The 16,497-nt window shown below is 58.5% G+C and carries 18 protein-coding genes and 1 tRNA gene; 9 read left to right on the top strand and 10 right to left on the bottom strand.

Annotated elements, in window-relative coordinates; all coding sequences use genetic code 11:
• Nucleotides 1-116 precede the first annotated feature (116 nt).
• From Q0864_RS04315 to Q0864_RS04300, 4 genes are all read right to left on the bottom strand, one after another.
• Nucleotides 117-350 carry an acyl carrier protein gene (locus tag Q0864_RS04315; RefSeq protein WP_248363444.1) on the bottom strand — a complete coding sequence of 78 codons (234 nt, stop codon included), beginning with the start codon at nucleotides 348-350 and terminating at the stop codon, nucleotides 117-119.
• Between the two features lie 213 nt (nucleotides 351-563).
• The gene (fabG, locus tag Q0864_RS04310; protein ID WP_298566487.1) at nucleotides 564-1,301 is read right to left on the bottom strand and encodes a 3-oxoacyl-[acyl-carrier-protein] reductase; all 738 of its coding nucleotides are present in this window, start codon (nucleotides 1,299-1,301) and stop codon (nucleotides 564-566) included.
• A 31-nt stretch (nucleotides 1,302-1,332) separates the two neighbouring features.
• A complete protein-coding gene (gene fabD, locus Q0864_RS04305) occupies nucleotides 1,333-2,274 on the bottom strand; it encodes an ACP S-malonyltransferase (protein ID WP_298566485.1) in 942 nt (313 codons plus the stop codon).
• A gap of 150 nt (nucleotides 2,275-2,424) precedes the next feature.
• Complete coding sequence (locus Q0864_RS04300; RefSeq protein WP_298566483.1) at nucleotides 2,425-3,075, bottom strand: hypothetical protein; 651 nt, start codon at nucleotides 3,073-3,075, stop codon at nucleotides 2,425-2,427.
• 338 nt (nucleotides 3,076-3,413) lie between these two features.
• Here Q0864_RS04300 and rpsF point away from each other — a divergent pair, with 338 nt between their 5' ends.
• From rpsF to Q0864_RS04275, 5 genes are all read left to right on the top strand, one after another.
• Nucleotides 3,414-3,770 carry a 30S ribosomal protein S6 gene (gene rpsF, locus Q0864_RS04295; protein ID WP_298566481.1) on the top strand — a complete coding sequence of 119 codons (357 nt, stop codon included), beginning with the start codon at nucleotides 3,414-3,416 and terminating at the stop codon, nucleotides 3,768-3,770.
• Nucleotides 3,771-3,789: 19 nt separating this feature from the next.
• Nucleotides 3,790-4,017 carry a 30S ribosomal protein S18 gene (rpsR, locus tag Q0864_RS04290; RefSeq protein ID WP_068246410.1) on the top strand — a complete coding sequence of 76 codons (228 nt, stop codon included), beginning with the start codon at nucleotides 3,790-3,792 and terminating at the stop codon, nucleotides 4,015-4,017.
• Nucleotides 4,018-4,029: 12 nt separating this feature from the next.
• Nucleotides 4,030-4,659 (top strand): 50S ribosomal protein L9, encoded by a 630-nt coding sequence (gene rplI, locus Q0864_RS04285; protein WP_298566475.1) that lies wholly within the window; start codon nucleotides 4,030-4,032, stop codon nucleotides 4,657-4,659.
• 171 nt (nucleotides 4,660-4,830) lie between these two features.
• Nucleotides 4,831-5,793 carry a zinc transporter ZntB gene (locus Q0864_RS04280; RefSeq protein ID WP_298566474.1) on the top strand — a complete coding sequence of 321 codons (963 nt, stop codon included), beginning with the start codon at nucleotides 4,831-4,833 and terminating at the stop codon, nucleotides 5,791-5,793.
• A 117-nt stretch (nucleotides 5,794-5,910) separates the two neighbouring features.
• Entirely contained in the window at nucleotides 5,911-6,408 is a 498-nt protein-coding gene (locus Q0864_RS04275; protein WP_298566472.1) for a lytic transglycosylase domain-containing protein, read from the top strand.
• Nucleotides 6,409-6,491: 83 nt separating this feature from the next.
• On the opposite strand, the gene tig is transcribed toward Q0864_RS04275, so the two are convergent.
• Nucleotides 6,492-7,823 carry a trigger factor gene (tig, locus tag Q0864_RS04270; protein WP_298566470.1) on the bottom strand — a complete coding sequence of 444 codons (1,332 nt, stop codon included), beginning with the start codon at nucleotides 7,821-7,823 and terminating at the stop codon, nucleotides 6,492-6,494.
• Nucleotides 7,824-7,844: 21 nt separating this feature from the next.
• Nucleotides 7,845-7,929 (bottom strand) — tRNA-Leu (locus Q0864_RS04265).
• A gap of 270 nt (nucleotides 7,930-8,199) precedes the next feature.
• Between Q0864_RS04265 and Q0864_RS04260 the strand changes: the two genes are divergently transcribed.
• Nucleotides 8,200-8,727, top strand: a complete 528-nt coding sequence (locus Q0864_RS04260) for a Hint domain-containing protein (protein ID WP_298566469.1) — start codon at nucleotides 8,200-8,202, stop codon at nucleotides 8,725-8,727.
• On the opposite strand, the gene Q0864_RS04255 is transcribed toward Q0864_RS04260, so the two are convergent.
• The gene (locus Q0864_RS04255) at nucleotides 8,708-10,351 is read right to left on the bottom strand and encodes an NAD(P)H-hydrate dehydratase (protein ID WP_298566468.1); all 1,644 of its coding nucleotides are present in this window, start codon (nucleotides 10,349-10,351) and stop codon (nucleotides 8,708-8,710) included. The genes Q0864_RS04260 and Q0864_RS04255 overlap by 20 nt on opposite strands.
• Nucleotides 10,352-10,518: 167 nt before the next feature.
• Here Q0864_RS04255 and Q0864_RS04250 point away from each other — a divergent pair, with 167 nt between their 5' ends.
• Nucleotides 10,519-10,857: a P-II family nitrogen regulator gene (locus Q0864_RS04250; RefSeq protein ID WP_248363468.1), complete on the top strand. Its 339-nt coding sequence runs from the start codon at nucleotides 10,519-10,521 to the stop codon at nucleotides 10,855-10,857.
• A 39-nt stretch (nucleotides 10,858-10,896) separates the two neighbouring features.
• Nucleotides 10,897-12,303, top strand: a complete 1,407-nt coding sequence (glnA, locus tag Q0864_RS04245; protein WP_298566465.1) for a type I glutamate--ammonia ligase — start codon at nucleotides 10,897-10,899, stop codon at nucleotides 12,301-12,303.
• 553 nt (nucleotides 12,304-12,856) lie between these two features.
• On the opposite strand, the gene Q0864_RS04240 is transcribed toward glnA, so the two are convergent.
• From Q0864_RS04240 to Q0864_RS04230, 3 genes are all read right to left on the bottom strand, one after another.
• Nucleotides 12,857-13,117 (bottom strand): hypothetical protein, encoded by a 261-nt coding sequence (locus tag Q0864_RS04240; protein WP_298566464.1) that lies wholly within the window; start codon nucleotides 13,115-13,117, stop codon nucleotides 12,857-12,859.
• Nucleotides 13,118-13,378: 261 nt separating this feature from the next.
• The gene (locus Q0864_RS04235) at nucleotides 13,379-14,158 is read right to left on the bottom strand and encodes a DUF3445 domain-containing protein (RefSeq protein ID WP_298566463.1); all 780 of its coding nucleotides are present in this window, start codon (nucleotides 14,156-14,158) and stop codon (nucleotides 13,379-13,381) included.
• A gap of 71 nt (nucleotides 14,159-14,229) precedes the next feature.
• A complete protein-coding gene (locus Q0864_RS04230) occupies nucleotides 14,230-15,120 on the bottom strand; it encodes an endonuclease/exonuclease/phosphatase family protein (protein ID WP_298566461.1) in 891 nt (296 codons plus the stop codon).
• A gap of 126 nt (nucleotides 15,121-15,246) precedes the next feature.
• Here Q0864_RS04230 and Q0864_RS04225 point away from each other — a divergent pair, with 126 nt between their 5' ends.
• On the top strand, nucleotides 15,247-16,461 hold the full coding sequence (locus Q0864_RS04225) for a bifunctional alpha/beta hydrolase/OsmC family protein (RefSeq protein WP_298566459.1): 1,215 nt from the start codon (nucleotides 15,247-15,249) through the stop codon (nucleotides 16,459-16,461).
• Nucleotides 16,462-16,497 lie beyond the last annotated feature (36 nt).

Here is a 16,497-nt window from a genome sequence, read left to right as displayed (position 1 = left end):
CGGCGGCAAACGCCATCCGGCGGCAGCAGAAACTTGTCCACGTGCTGCAAATCCCTGAACGCAAAAGAAAACGGCGCCCCGAAGGACGCCGCGTTCCGACTTTTTCAACCGAGCGCTCAGACGGCTTCGGTGATGAATTTCACGGCGTCGCCGAAGGTCTGAATGGTTTCAGCAGCGTCGTCCGGGATCTCGATGCCGAACTCTTCTTCGAAAGCCATAACCAGCTCGACAGTATCCAGGCTGTCAGCGCCAAGGTCGTCGATGAACGAGGCCGATTCCGTAACCTTGTCCTCTTCAACACCCAGGTGCTCAACAACGATTTTCTTCACGCGATCTGCGACGTCGCTCATGATAAATCCTCACGTTTATTCAGGCACTTGGCCCTTCTTCGATAGACCCGGCTTGGGCCACTCAGTTTCCAGCGCGTTACGCCGAGCTCCCCGACCCGAAAGGGCTCTTTGGGGAAAAACATGCGCCGCCTATAGCACATCACATTCGATAGGCAAACGCTTTCGGAGGACAATAGATCATCAAGTCGATCATTGCCAATCCGGCCGTTCGGGTTAAAGCATCGCCATACCGCCGTTGACGTGGATCGTCGCGCCGGTCGTATATCCAGCTTGCGGCGATGCAAGATACAAAACGGCCGCCGCGATCTCTTCGGGGGTGCCCATGCGGGCGGCGGGAATTTGGGCGTTGATCTTGTCCTTTTGGTCATCCGTCAACTTGTCGGTCATCGCGGTGGCGATAAAACCGGGGGCAACGCAGTTGGCCGTGATCCCGCGGCTTGCAACCTCATAGGCGATGGATTTGGTCAATCCGACCATCCCAGCCTTGGAGGCCGCATAATTCACCTGCCCTGGATTGCCTGTCGCGCCCACGATCGAGCTGATGTTGATAATGCGGCCCCAGCGCGACTTCATCATGGGGCGCATCACGCCACGGCACAGGCGCATGGTCGAGGTCAGGTTTACGTTGATCACGCTGTCCCATTCCTCATCCGACATCCGCATGAAAATCTGGTCGCGCGTGATACCAGCGTTGTTCACCAGAATATCGACGGACCCCATCGCCTCAATGGCTTGTTTGGGCAGTGCATCGACGGCATCTGCGTCCGACAGGTTGCAGGGCAGAACATGCGCCCGCTCTCCCAACTCGGCCGCCAGGGCGTCCAGTGGGGCAACGCGAGTGCCCGACAGACCAACAGTGGCGCCTGCTTCATGCAGAGCCTTCGCGATCTCACCGCCAATACCCCCGGATGCACCTGTCACAAGTGCCGTTTTTCCTGTCAGATCAAACATCTGCTCTTCCTTCTTCTTGTAAACTCTGGCGTCAGCCGTTCAGGGACAGCGCTGCGGCTTTGACATCTTCAGGGCTGCCGACGGCAAGGGTTCCAACCTCTTTCGAGATGCGCCGAATCATGCCGGACAACGCCTTACCCGCGCCGATTTCCCAAATCTCGGTGACACCGTGCTCGGCCATCCACATCACGCTTTCACGCCAGCGCACCGACCCGGTGATCTGCTCGACCAACAGCGACCGGATCACAGTCGGGTCGGAAATCTCGGCGGCACGGACGTTGGCCACCAACGGCACCTTCGGGGTCTTCAGTTCGACCTGCGACAGCGCTTCGGCCATGGCTTCTGCGGCGGGCTGCATCAAGGCGCAGTGAAAAGGCGCACTGACTGGCAACAAGACCGCTCTGCGCGCACCTTTGGCCTTGGCAATCTCGACCGCGCGCTCGACCGCTTCTTTGTGGCCTGAAACGACCACTTGTGACGGGTCATTGTCATTGGCCGCCTGGCAGACCTGATCATGCGCCGCCTCAAGCGCTACAGCGGTCGCCGTTTCGAAGTCCAGCCCCAACAAGGCCGCCATCGCGCCGACGCCGACCGGCACGGCGTCCTGCATGGCTTTGCCACGCGCGCGCAACAGGCGCGCTGTGTCCGCTATTGAAAACGTGCCCGCCGCTGCCAGTGCCGAATACTCGCCCAAGGAATGGCCCGCGACATAGGATGCAGCGTCGATCGTCACCCCTTCTGCCTCCAACGCACGCATCGCAGCAAGCGAGGTTGCCATCAACGCAGGTTGGGCATTCTGTGTCAGTGTCAGGTCTTCCTGCGCACCTTCCCAGATTAGAGCCGACAGTTTTTCGCCAAGCGCGTCATCGACTTCGTCAAAAACGGCTTTTGCGGCTGGGTATGCATCTGCAAGGGCCTTGCCCATACCAATCGCTTGGGCGCCCTGCCCGGGGAATACGAATGCGCGGCTCATGGGCTCTCCTCTTGCCAAGAACGTTCCCCTTGGGAATAGCGCGCGGGGGGCTCTGGCGCAATCAGCTTTGGTGAGAACACAAAAGGCACGCAGCCGGATACCGGTGCGTGCCTGAATGCAGATTAATTCGTGTGTGCAGGCGTCGCCGTGTCAGGACGCCGAGACACGTGCCAGCGAAACTGAGCCTTCGCCGGACAACGACGGCCAGGCGGATTTGTTGCGCACGGTGCGGCGGGCCGTTGTCAGGTCTTGAACCAACCGGTTCTGGATCGGCTCCAGCACGTCTTCTTGGCCCGAGATAATCTCGAATGCGTCCATACCGCTGCCGATACGCGCATACAGCCCTGCTTTGCCTGTCGTGTCTGCGTCACGCAAGATCAGGACAGAACCGACTTCGCTGAAGGTCACTCGCGTGTCCAGGTTGAAGCGGCCCAACCGGTCAGACCGCCCGATCCGAATTTCACGATGGTTCAGGTCGATCTGCGCTTCAGGGCGGCTGGTGTCGCGACCAAACCAGAACAAAAGCCAGCCGAACACAAACAGAAGCCCCGTCATGCCAAGCTTCATCGACATCATAAGCGGATCAGCAAAGGTATTAGCGGAATAAGACCAGATGCCGGCAATCACCAACAACAGCACAAGCCCGACAAACCGTCCGATGGCCCGACCGAAGCGCGGCAGCCCTTCGTCAAAATCTGCGGTATGAAGCCGATAGCCCCAATGGGTGTGCACAAGCTCTGGCCCGGCGACGGGTTCGTCTTGGCGTGTTTGAAATTGACTGAACGTGTTGGAAAGCGACATCGGGCACCCTCGTCCTTGAGTATTGGCAACGTTTGATGGCGAAGTCTTTCCCACCACCAATATGGTTTATTGCTCGCACCGAACTGTGACGGGATTGCGGCAAGCGACTGGTCATTCAAGGGCATTGCGCGGATCAGCAACGTTTCATCGCCCCCCCCTTGCCTTCGCACAGCACCCGTTCGCCATTTGGCCATAACAGCCTTGCGCCACAAGGTCAGGCGTGTATAAGGCACCGTCCTTTCCGTAAGTAATGAACCGCGTGGCCTCTCGTGGGTGGGTAGCGGGAAGGCATAAGCACCCATCCTTTGAAGCGCGCTTACAATAGAACTGGAGTTCACATGCCGCACTACGAGCATGTCTTCATCTCGCGTCAGGATCTTTCCAACACGCAAGCTGAGAACCTCATCGAACATTTTGGCACCGTGCTGGGTGACAACGGCGGTAAAGTCGTTGACAGCGAGTATTGGGGCGTCAAAACGATGGCCTACAAGATCAACAAGAACCGCAAAGGCCACTATGCGTTCCTGCGCACCGATGCACCTGCACCGGCCGTTCAGGAAATGGAACGCCTGATGCGCCTGCATGACGATGTCATGCGTGTTCTGACCATCAAGGTTGACGACCACGCCGAAGGTCCGTCGGTCCAGATGCAAAAGCGTGACGAGCGGGCCGATCGCCGCCCTCGTGACCGCTAAGTTCGAAAGGATCTAAACCATGGCAGCTAAACCATTTTTCCGCCGTCGCAAAGTATGCCCGTTCTCGGGCGACAACGCGCCGAAGATCGATTATAAAGACACGCGCCTTCTGCAGCGTTACATCTCTGAGCGTGGCAAGATTGTCCCCTCACGGATCACTGCAGTGTCGGCCAAGAAGCAACGTGAACTGTCGCGCGCCATCAAACGCGCCCGCTTTCTCGCCCTGCTTCCCTACGCCGTGAAGTAAGGAGATCTGAACATGCAAGTTATCCTTCTGGAACGTGTGGCCAAGTTGGGGCAGATGGGCGACGTCGTCGACGTCAAGTCCGGCTTTGCTCGTAACTTCCTTCTGCCGCAAGGCAAGGCGCTTAGCGCGTCGCAAGCCAACATCGACAATTTCGAGGCTCAGAAAGCGCAACTTGAAGCGCGCAACCTGGAGACCAAGAAAGAAGCCGAAGCACTGGCCGCAAAACTCGACGGACAGCAGTTTGTCGTGATTCGCTCCGCCTCGGACGCTGGCGCGCTTTACGGTTCGGTCACCCCGCGTGACGCCGCTGACGTCACCACCGAAGCCGGTTTCACCGTCGACAAGAAGCAAGTCGCACTGAAAGCCCCGATCAAGGATCTGGGCCTGCACAGTGTGCACGTGGTTCTGCACCCCGAAGTCGAAGTCGAAATCGAATTGAACGTCGCACGTTCGATCGAAGAGGCCGAACTGCAAGCCTCGGGCAAGTCCATTCAGGAATTGGCTGCTGAAGCCGAAGCCGAAGCTGAATTCGAGATCGGTGAACTGTTCGACGACATCGGCGCCGCTGCGTCCGAAGACGACGATCTGGCTGAAGCTGTCGAAGAAGAAGCCGCGCCCGCAGAGGCTGAGAAAGAGGACTAATCCTCTTTTCATGCTAACACCGAAGGCCGCCCTGATTGGGGCGGCCTTTTGGTTTTCTAAGCGCCGCTCGTGTGTCGCGTCTTGACTGTCCTGCGTCTCAATCGAACAAATATCTTCGCAAGTCCACGAAGGCTTTTGCAATAGGGGTTGGTTCGGCAATAAGCTAGTTCTATGGACAGCAAATCTATCAAGCCCATCGCCGCATTTGCATTTGAAGGCAACTCACTACGGCCAATCGAAGATGATTGGCCCAGCATCGACGCTGTGCAGGGCTACCGTTGGTTGCACTTCGCTTTGGATGATCCGGCAACGGCGATATGGGTCAACGAACACCTGCCCGATATCGCCGCACGGGCATTGTTGCAAAGCGAAACCCGGCCCAGATGCGAACGCCTGCAGGGCGGCTTGATCCTGAACTTAAGAGGCGTCAACCTCAACCCACAATCCGATCCTGAAGATATGGTATCGCTTCGCATGTGGGTGACAGAAAGCGCAATCGTGTCGGCGCGGCTGCGCAAGGTCTGGGCCGTCGATGCCATTCGCGAAGCCGCCGAAGATGGTATCGCACCGGCAACGGTTGGGCAGTTTCTGGCAGAACTCACCAATGGGCTTACCAACCGGATCGAAGCTGTTTCTCTTGCGCTGGAAGACGAAACCGATGAGATGGAAGAGACCACCTCAGAAGGAAGCACGCTTGCCCCGGATCAGCTCGCCAAGCTGCGCCGCGCGGTGATAAAAATGCGCCGTTTCATCAACCCGCAACGCGACGCCATCGCGAATCTGGCTGCAATCGAAGGGTGGATCTTTGCGCCGGACGAACTGGCACAGTTGCGCGAAACCAGCAACAGAACACGGCGCATCGTAGAGGAACTTGACGCCACACGGGACCGCCTGACGACGATTCACGATCACGTCGACGCAAACCGGGCCCACGCCCTCAGCCGCAATAGCTATGTTTTGTCGGTCGTCGCGGCGATCTTTTTGCCGTTGGGGTTCCTAACGGGCCTGTTCGGCGTGAATGTCGCCGGAATGCCGGGAACCAGCGCACCGATGGCGTTCTGGCTTCTGGCCGGTGTTTCAGCGCTCTTGGGGATCGCTTTGTTCCTGATCTTCAAATTCGCCAAGTGGTTATAGCGGGCCGCCAAGGAAAGACAGGGATACGCCGCTGTTACCCTAACGCCAACCAGCACCCTTTCGCCCATTTCGAAACAGCCCCTACCCACGCGTTTCTGTCCGTCTTACAGTCGTCGCATGAAACATCACACGCGCCGTGCGCTCCTTTTTGCCGTCCCCGCCTTGGCGCTTTCTGCCTGCATGGGCCGTGACAGGTCTGAACGTGCCTCCAGCACCAATGCGGGTAAACGATTCAACCCACCCCTTTACCCCAACGAAACGCCTGAACTTCGCGCGCTTATTAACAAATGGGCGGACCACTATCAGATCCCGCGCGAGTTGGTGCACCGGCAAGCCGTGCGCGAAAGCACGCACCGTCCGTCAGCGCGCAATGGGCCATATTGGGGGCTGTTGCAGATCCTTCCACAGACGGCACGAACAATGGGGCATCGCGGCCCGGCCAAAGAGTTATTGAACCCGGACGTGAACCTGAAATACGCCGGCAAATACCTGCGCGGCGCCTATATCGTGTCAGGTGGCAATATCGACGGAGCGATGAAATGGTATGCGAGGGGCTACTACTACGAAGCCAAGCGTAAGGGGTTGTTGGTCGAAACGGGCTTGAGACCCGGCTAGATCTTTGCCCAGACCATCGATGCCCCAAAACAAAAAAAGGCCGCCCAATCAGGCGGCCTTTTCTTTGATCGGCGTGGCCGGTCTTATTCTTCTTCCAAAGCCTCAACAGCCTTTTGAAGATCGTCCTTGGACACTTCTTTTTCCGACACTTTGGCCAGTTCAAAAACATAGTCGATGACTTTGTCTTCAAACAGCGGCGCCTGGATTTGCTGACGCATCTGCGGGTTTTGCTGAACGAATTCAAAGAACTGACGTTCCTGACCGGGGTATTGGCGCGCTTGGTTCATGACCGCTTGGGTCATCTCGGCGTCGGACACTTCGATCTCGGCTTTTTGGCCCAGCTCGGCCAGCAAAAGGCCAAGGCGGACACGGCGACCAGCCAGTTTGACATGTTCCTCGGTCGGCTCGACTTCCGGGTGGTCATGACCTTGAACGTCCGGGTTTTCTTCATGCCACAATTGGTGGGCAATCTGTTTGGCTTCTGCATCGAGCAGCGACGGCGGCAGGTCGAAATCAACCAGCTTGTCCAACTCGTCCAGCAGGCCGCGCTTCATCACGGCACGCGCCGCACCCGAAAACTCGGCTTCCAGACGCTCGCCGATCTGACCCTTCAGGGCCGCCAGATCGTCCGCGCCAAACTTCTTGGCCAGCTCGTCGTTAAGCTCTGCGGCAACAGGCTCCTTGACCTCTTTCACTTTGCATTCAAAGACAGCGTCTTTGCCCGCAAGGTTCTCCGCACCGTATTCGGCCGGGAAGGCCACTTTCACGTCAAGCGCGTCGCCAGCTTTCACGCCAACCAGCTGCTCTTCAAAGCCCGGAATGAACGACCCTGAGCCCAGCACCAGCGGGTAATCTTCCGCCGCACCGCCGTCGAACGCTTCGCCGTCAACTTTACCAAGGAAGTCGATCACAACCTGATCGCCATCTTTGGCTTTCGAGCCCTTCTTGCGGTCTTTGAAATCCTGCGCGGTTTCAGCAAGGCTGCCCAACGCTTCTTCGATGTCCGCGTCACCAGCTTTGACGACCAACTTCTCAAGCTTGATCTTCTTCAGGTCGACCTCGGGAATATCGGGCAGAGCTTCATAGCTCATCTCGACCTCAACGTCGTCGCCTTCTTTCCAATCTTCGTTGGTCATCTTCACGTCGGGCTGCATCGCAGGGCGGTCGCCGCTGTCCTCGAAATGCTTGCTCATCGCGCCGTCAACGGCTTCTTGCATGGCTTCGCCCATCAGGCGTTGACCAAACTGCTTTTTCAGCAGAGCCATCGGCACTTTGCCTTTACGGAAGCCCTTCATTTCGACTTCGGGCTGCGCCTCGATCAGCTTTTCGTTGACTTTTGCGTCCAGATCAGAGGCCGGAACCACAATCTTATAGCCGCGTTTCAGACCTTCGTTCAGGGTCTCGGTGACCTGCATCATCTTGTCCTTTTCCATTTCTGGTGCGGGTGAAGGGACTCGAACCCCCACGCCTCGCGGCGCCAGAACCTAAATCTGGTGCGTCTACCAATTCCGCCACACCCGCAAAAAACCGTGGGCAGCCCGCGCCAAATCGGAGGGGCCGCCCAAATTCGCGCCCTTCTAGCACCGGTATGGACGGGATGCGAGAGGAAAAACGCCCGCTTTGGCCATTGATCAGCGGCAATTCGCGACGAAATGGCCACAGTGATTGCAGCGATCTGCCCCAAGACCCCGTTGCCCACCAGAAAACAGGTGATTTCGCCCACCAGCTTGCTAGCCTGCCGGTAATGAGCAGAGCCCAACAACCGGGCCACAGACGAAGGCAGGACGACCTATGACACCCATCTCCTTTTCAGGGGGCGCGGTGGCTGGATATGTGCGCAGCACATGTCCAACCGCTGGTATTGGCCCCGGCGCATTGGTGCGCACCTTGCACGGCAATCGCGCGATCGAAACACTCTCCCCCGGCGACCGCATCCTCACCTCTGATGGCACCCGCGCGCGTCTTGCCTCTGTCAGTCGCCATGTCGCCCCTGCCCGCAAGCTGTGTCGCATCTCGCCCAATGCGTTGGCCGCGGGGCGCGCGCGCACCGACCCCAACCCTGTTGTCCTATCAGATCAGCAGCATGTGATGGTGGACGGCTGGATGGCGCGGGCTATGTTTGGACACGACCGGGCGCTTGTGCCCGTCTCCGCCATCACAGACGGAGAACTGATCCGCCACATGGATCTGGACGCCGAACTGCCCCTGTTCCAGCTGCATTTTGATACACCGCAGTTGGTCCGCGTCGGAGGGCTGAACGTTCTTTCCTCACCCGCCCACCAGCCAGAGACCGAGACGCCTAAACACCCAGCTTTCTAAACACCTCTGGCAGGGCCTCTGGCAAATCCTCGGCAATCAACCCCGGCCCGAAGGTCAGCGCGCATTCCACATGCAGCCAAGCGGCGCTCTCAGCCGCTTGTATCGGGTTGAAACCACGGGCGAGCAGCCCGGTGATGAACCCCGCCAGCACGTCGCCAGATCCGGCTGTCGCCAACCAAGGCGCGGACCGCTCATAGGCGGCTGAGTTGATCGAACACCGCCCATCCGGCGCTGCAATCACCGTATCCGGCCCCTTGAACAGCACGACGCACCCTGCCCGTGCAGCGGCCTCGCGCGTCGCGTCGACCTTGGAATAGGCAGGTCCTTTGGTCTCGGGGGCGTTGAGCTTGTCAGATATATCCGGGAACAACCGCGCGAACTCGCCCGCATGGGGTGTCAGCACGCAGTTTTCATGCAGCATGCTGAAAAGCTCGGCTGGGCTGTCCGCATAAGCCGTCAACGCATCCGCATCCAGCACCGTCGCCCGCTTGGCCGCCAGCGCCACCGGCACCAACTTCCGCGCCCGCTCTTGCCCCAATCCGGGGCCAAGACAAAGTGTATTGAGCCGCTCGTCCGCCAAAACGGCCTCAAGCGTCGGGGCATCCCCAACAGGCGACAACATAATGGCATCCAACCGCGCTGCGTTTTCCTGAAGCGCGCCAGGTGTCGGCGCGACGGTCACAAGCCCTGCCCCGATACGCAACGAACCACGTGCCGCAAGACGCGCCGCGCCGCCTTTGCCAGAAGAGCCCGCAAGGATGAGGGCGTGGCCGTGGGAGTATTTGTGGGTGTTGCTCTGTTTGCCCAACGAATTAGGCCGCTCGACCAATTTGACGATCTCGCCCGGTGGAACCGCCGGGCAATCCCCGACCGCCCCCCCGGGCGGGGATTGCATCCCCCCCCGCGGCCGGGGACTGCCCTCAAGTCCGATCGATTTGACTACAACCTTGCCACAAGCAGCAGGTCCAAAAACGCGAACGTGCCCTACCTTCTTACTATGGAAAGAAACTGTGAGGTTTGCGATTATACAATCCTCAATCGGATCACTGTGAGTATACCCCGGGTAATATCCAGTATCTGATGAAAGACCGCTGGGAATATCGATGGCGACAACACGTCCAACACCAGCTTTCTTACGAAACTGCTTTGCTACAATGTTCAAATCGTCCTGCACGACCGGCAGATCGCCAAAATGACGCATCAGACCGGTTCCTAAAAGGGCATCTACATACAGAGCGACATCTTCCCGAGTCTCGTTTTGATCATTGAATACGCTTGTATCGGCGCTAGTACCCGACACGGAACCAATGGAGAGCCACCGTTCATAGTTCACCCGCGCATCCGGCGGTAACTTCTCGGCGTCCCCATACAGGAACACCCCCACCTCCCAGCCCCACTCTTTCAGAAGCCGCGCCACAACGAACCCGTCGCCACCGTTGTTCCCCGGCCCGCACAGCACCACCGCCTTGTGAGAGGTCTTCGCCAGCTCAGGCCATTCCTCGAAAATGGCTTCAACCACGCCCCTACCCGCGCGCTCCATCAGTTCCAGCCCGGTGACCTCGCCTGAGTCGATTGCAGCTTGCTCGATGGCCCTCATCTGGGCCGCTGTCAGCAATTCACTCATGGATCACCTTTCGTCACATGCTCAAATCTTGAACCAACTGCCTAAATTTTGTGCAGTTGCCCGGAAATCGGTCAGATGGGACCGCCCTGCGTCAGCCTATCCAATTGTCCCGCCCTTGGGAAAGTGGTCTTTGAGTCGCGACACGCATGAGCCAAATGGGGGATGCAATGAAAAAGATCGAAGCCATCATCAAGCCGTTCAAGCTGGATGAAGTGAAAGAAGCGCTTCAGGACATCGGGGTGCAAGGCCTTTCGGTGATCGAAGTGAAGGGGTTTGGCCGTCAGAAAGGCCACACAGAGCTTTATCGCGGCGCGGAATACGTCGTCGACTTCCTGCCCAAAGTGAAGATCGAAGTCGTTCTGCCCGCCGATCAGGTGGACGAAGCCATCGAGGCGATCGTCGAGGCTGCCAAGACAGATAAAATCGGTGACGGAAAAATCTTCGTCACCCCCGTAGAACAAGCGATCCGCATCCGCACCGGCGAAACCGGTTTGGACGCGGTTTGACACAGTCCCAGTTAAGATAAGAACCAGAGGATAAGAGACATGAGCGTTAAAGACGTACTCAAACAGATCAAGGAAGACGACATTGCCTATGTCGACATCCGTTTCACCGATGTGCGCGGCAAGCTGCAGCACGTGACCGTGGATTGCGACCTTGTCGACGAAGACTTCCTTGAAGAAGGCTTCATGTTCGACGGCTCGTCCATCGCGGGTTGGAAGTCGATCGAAAACTCAGACATGAAGCTGATGCCCGATCTGACCTGCACATACATCGACCCGTTCTATGCGGAAAAGACCCTGTGCATTCACTGCTCGATCGTCGAGCCGGACACCGGTGAAGCCTACGGTCGTGACCCGCGTGGCACCGCCCAGAAAGCCGAGGCTTACCTGAAAGCCTCTGGCATCGGCGACGTCGCCTATATGGGTCCGGAGGCCGAGTTCTTCCTGTTTGACGATGTCCGCTTCTCGAACACCATCAACAAGGTCTCGTTCGAAGTCGATGCGATTGATGCGTCGTGGAATTCGGACACCGAATATGAAATGGGCAACACTGGCCACCGCCCGGGCCTGAAAGGCGGCTATTTCCCGGTGAACCCGATTGACGACGCGCAAGACCTGCGGTCGGAAATGCTGACCACGATGAAACAGCTTGGCATGAAGACCGACAAGCACCACCACGAGGTCGCGTCGTGCCAGCACGAGCTTGGCTTGATCTTCGACACCCTGACCAAACAGGCCGATGAACTTCAGAAGTATAAGTATGTGATCCACAACGTGGCGCACGCCTACGGCAAAACGGCGACGTTCATGCCCAAACCGATTGCGGGCGACAACGGCACCGGGATGCACGTGAACATGTCGATCTGGAAAGACGGCAAGCCGCTATTCGCGGGCGACAAATATGCCGACCTCAGCCAGGAAGCGATCTGGTTCATCGGCGGCATCCTGAAGCACGCCAAGACGCTGAACGCTTTCACCAACCCGTCGACCAACAGCTACAAGCGCCTGATCCCCGGTTTTGAAGCCCCCGTCCTGCGCGCCTATTCGGCCCGTAACCGGTCGGGTTGCGTCCGCATCCCGTGGACGGAAAGCCCGAAAGCCAAGCGCGTGGAAGCCCGCTTCCCCGATCCGGCCGCAAACCCCTATCTGTGCTTTGCAGCGCTGCTGATGGCGGGCCTTGACGGCATCAAGAACAAGATCGACCCGGGCCCCGCACAGGACAAAAACCTCTATGACCTGCCGGCAGAAGAGCTGGAAGGCATCGACACAGTCTGTGCATCCCTGCGCGAAGCGCTGGACAGTCTTGCGGCGGATCACGACTTCCTTCTGGCCGGTGACGTGTTCACCAAGGATCAGATCCAAGGCTATATGGACCTGAAATGGGAAGAGGTTTACGTCTACGAACACACACCCCACCCAGTGGAATACCAGCTTTATTACAGCTGCTGATCCACGCGCGGCACTTCAATTGAAAGGGCGCCCATGCGGCGCCCTTTTTGCGTGCGCACCCCGGCACCCCACCACCCTGAATTGTGGCGACCACCGCCAAATCTTCTGCGAAAATGCCACAATCTTTCCCAACAAATCTCATGCTCTGTGTGCAGCTTGCGAGGTGTCAGGATTACTACGGGAAAGAAATGAACATGGGCTTGATGACATCACAAAGCGACTACCGCAGTTCTGCGAAAGAAACTCGCCAGGCCGAGCTTCGCTTGAACGATGCCTTCCGTCAGGTCGGGTCTAAAGACGCACCAAACAAGGGCGCTGCACAGACCGGACTTCGGCGGTGGATGCAAAGCATTTTGAAAACCAATCAGGCTCCGGCAAAATAAGCGGCTCTCACCGCGTTCGCCATACGATGCGCGAACCGCTCAAGACCCGCAGGTCAACTGCCACCGCGCGATTGGCTGCGCCAAAGCTGTGAAGGCTTGAACCACAAGACAACAAAAAACGGGCCAGTTCGCGACTGGCCCGTTTTTGGCATTCTAGAACAGTGTGTCGCCTAGCCTTTGCTGGCTTTGTAGGCATCCACCTGACGCTGACCTTCTTCGACGCAATAGGCGTTCGCTTCTTCGGTGGTCATTCCATCAGGCGCCGCAATCGCGCGATCCCACATCACGCGCTTGGGGGTGTAAAGCTGACAGGTCACAACACCTTCCGGCGTCTCAAGCTTGACGGGGATGGTTTCATAGCCGGCCCGATCAAAGCAACCTGACAAGATAGTTGCGGATGCAACCGCGAGAACGGAGATTTTGAGCTTCATCATCTACCCTACTTTCATTCAACAATAAAATGCACCTCGTTGCGAGGTGTCCGATCAGACCAACCCGTGCAAAACCACGCGCGTGACCGGATTTCGGGCGGATCATATTGCTGCTGTCAAAATCTACCATGAACAAAGCGGTCATCTCGACCCGAAGTTTAAAACCGATGCGAACAGGCAACGCACCGCTCTCATGAGGCGAATTTCGCCTACCTGCAGGAGAATATCAGCGCGCCAAAACCCATCGTTTGGCGAAAGCGCCTAGTTGTGCAGCCCCGGCACCTGGATGTTCAACTGCCTAAGTCGCGCATCTGACAGCACATATGTATGGATCGAGAACACGACTGCATCCGTCACCGGCAACCGCCGCATTCCTTGACGCTCAACACGCAGCCATTTTGGCCCCTCGCCCGACCCGTCGCGACGGTCCTCTTCGGTTCTGGGTTGATGAAGCTCCGGGTCGTCATAGAGCAGATGATTGGCGCGCCACATCGGGCGCTGGGTCCGTATGCCATCAAACAACCGCTGAACCCGTCGGGCGATGTCGTCCGTATACGCAGCGACCGGTTTGTGAATGCGCAGCATTGGTCGCATATATTTCTGCGCCAGCGACCAACTAGCCGGAAAACACAGGATGGCACCGGTCAGCACATGCTCGTCGCCTTGCTTTTGCATGATGACAAAGTCTTCCTGCACCAATGCCCCACAGGTCAGAAGGGGCGCGCGCTCGTCTATCTTGACCACCCGCCCGTCGGGACAGCGCACCTCGGTCCTTGAGACCTGAAACCCGTCCGTATTCGCGAGCTCGTCCAACACCGTTTCAAGAAGCTCGCGCGCCGCGGCCCGCGCATCAGATGACAGACGATGCACAGCGTCTTGATGGTCGCGCATAAGTGTAACCCGATAGGCCATCTGCGCCGCATAGGCATCGTCTTGGATCAACCATTCGCCCGGCGCGGTCGGGTTCAGACCCGGCAACCGGTTCAGGCGGGTGTCCTCCCACGGGCGTATGGGAAGGTCGTTCTGACAGATTTCCACCATCTGCGGCCTCGTTCTCATGCGCCCTGCAGCATCTGCGCGACAACACGCAAAGGCAAGCTCGACGCGCGCGCTTAGTTGAAAGGAAGCGCGAAGCGTGCAAACAGGCCATAGTGATCAGATCCGAGACGCGGCAACCGCTGGACGATCCCCTCTCCTTCGCTGACAAAAATATGATCAATCGGCACACGCATCCAGCCCTTCAGCTTGGTCAAAGTCACGTGGGGCGGCCCGATCCGCATCGTGTTGCTTGCCATGGCGACATTGCGCAGCGCGTCGCTCCAAGGCACCATGTTGAAATCACCACCAATCACCATCGGTCCCGACATTTTCGCAAGCCGGGGCAAAAGACGCGCCAGATGGGCGGGTTGGCTGTAGGGCCATGGCCAGTGCAGATGGATCGACACCACCCAGACCGGGCCTTTCGGGGTGGTGACCTGCATAGCGGCAAGCCCGTCAGCTTCGGCACAGAACCCAGACCCTTCGACAATCGGCCAACGCGACGCGACACCGACCCCGCCAACCGTGGCAAAGGGACAGAATTGACGCGCGCCATAGGTTGCCCCCAACGTGTCAAACAGCGCCATATTCGCCCCGCTCACCTCTTGCAGGGTCAGAAAATCCGGACGCCGCTTCATAACGTCGTCCCCCAGCAGCTTGGGATCTTCCACACGGAACCGCATGTTCTTTTGATACACGCTCAGGTCCATCTCGCTTGCGGCATTCAGAACACCGTTCATGCGCAAGATTGGACCCAGAGCAAGGGTTGCGACCGCAATTGCGAACACGGCCAGCTTGCGCGCCGAAACCAGCCAGAGCAGGACACCCAGCGCCAACAGACCAGCGGCCAGTTGCGGGCGAAACACCGCGAAACTGTCCCCTGCCGGGTGGTGGTGGCCAAGATAGCCCACACCGACCGCGAACAGCAGCACCACCAGCAAGATTTTCAGACCGCGCTCTATCATGCGCTCTTGATACGCCTTCCTTCGAAAAAGGGAACATTCCATCACCTGTGCGTGAGCAACGCTCCGCCGACCTTGTGAGGCTGCGCCAAGACACCCAATGTGCAACTCACATCGTCTGGAGGCCCAATGACCACTGAAAAATTCACCTTCACCGGCCATGGCGGCCATTCGTTGGCTGCGCGACTGGATCTGCCGGATGGCCCACATCTGGCCACCGCGCTGTTCGCGCATTGCTTCACATGCGGCAAGGACATCATTGCAGCCCGCCGGATCGCGGCCCGTCTGGCCGGGCTTGGCATCGCCGTTCTACGCTTTGATTTCACCGGTCTGGGCCATTCGGGCGGCGAATTTGAGAACACCCATTTCACCTCAAACGTCCGCGATATCGAACACGCGGCCAAGGCGCTGTCCGATCGCGGCATGTCGCCCAGCCTGTTGATCGGGCATTCGCTGGGTGGGGCTGCCGTCATCATGGCTGCGGCCAACCTGCCCAAGACCAAAGCGGTGGTCACGATCGGCGCCCCTGCAGACCCGGCCCATGTGGTGAAGACCTTCGAAGACGCCGTGCCCCGCATCCGGTCAGAGGGCGTGACCCAAGTCTCTGTGGGTGGGCGGCCCTTTCAGGTCGGGGTTGATTTTCTCGACGACGTGACCACAAGCAAGCTGGAGGAAACGCTCTCCTCGTTTCGGCCGGCGCTGCTGGTGCTTCATGCACCCCGCGACGCCATCGTGTCGATCGACAATGCCGCGCGCATCTTCACCGCAGCGAAGCATCCAAAAAGCTTTGTGACTCTGGATGACGCAGATCACCTGATCACGCGTCCGCAAGACGCGGAATACGTGGCCGAAGTGATCGCGGCATGGGCGGCAAGATATGTGCGCCTTGCAGCCCCTGCCCCCCCGCCGGGCGCGCCCGAAGGGGTCGTGCGCGCGACCGAGGCCGACCCCCGCGGGTTTTTGCAAGACATTCAGTCCGGCCCCAGCCATCACACACTGGCAGACGAACCCTTGGCCTATGGCGGAACCAACAAGGGCATGTCGCCCTATGGTTTCTTGGCAGCCGGCCTTGCCGCTTGCACCTCGATGACCATTCGTATGTATGCACGGCGCAAGGGCTGGGCGCTGGATCATGTCTGGGTCGATGTCAGCCACGAAAAAGTGCATGCACAGGACGCAGAAACAGGCACGCGCGACCGGATCGACAGGTTTCACCGCGCCATTCACCTTGATGGCACATTGGATGAAAAACAGCGGACCCGCTTGTTGGAGATCGCAGACCGCTGCCCGGTTCACCGCACATTGGAAGGGTCAAGCAAGGTCCAAACGACATTGGTGGACTGACTGCCAACGCGCGACCTCAACGACACGCGACGGGGA

The sequence above is a fragment of the uncultured Aliiroseovarius sp. genome (assembly GCF_947497285.1).
Taxonomy (GTDB): Bacteria; Pseudomonadota; Alphaproteobacteria; order Rhodobacterales; family Rhodobacteraceae; genus Aliiroseovarius.
The sequence above is the reverse complement of the archived record's forward strand: the minus strand, read 5'-3'. Positions and strand labels throughout refer to the sequence as shown.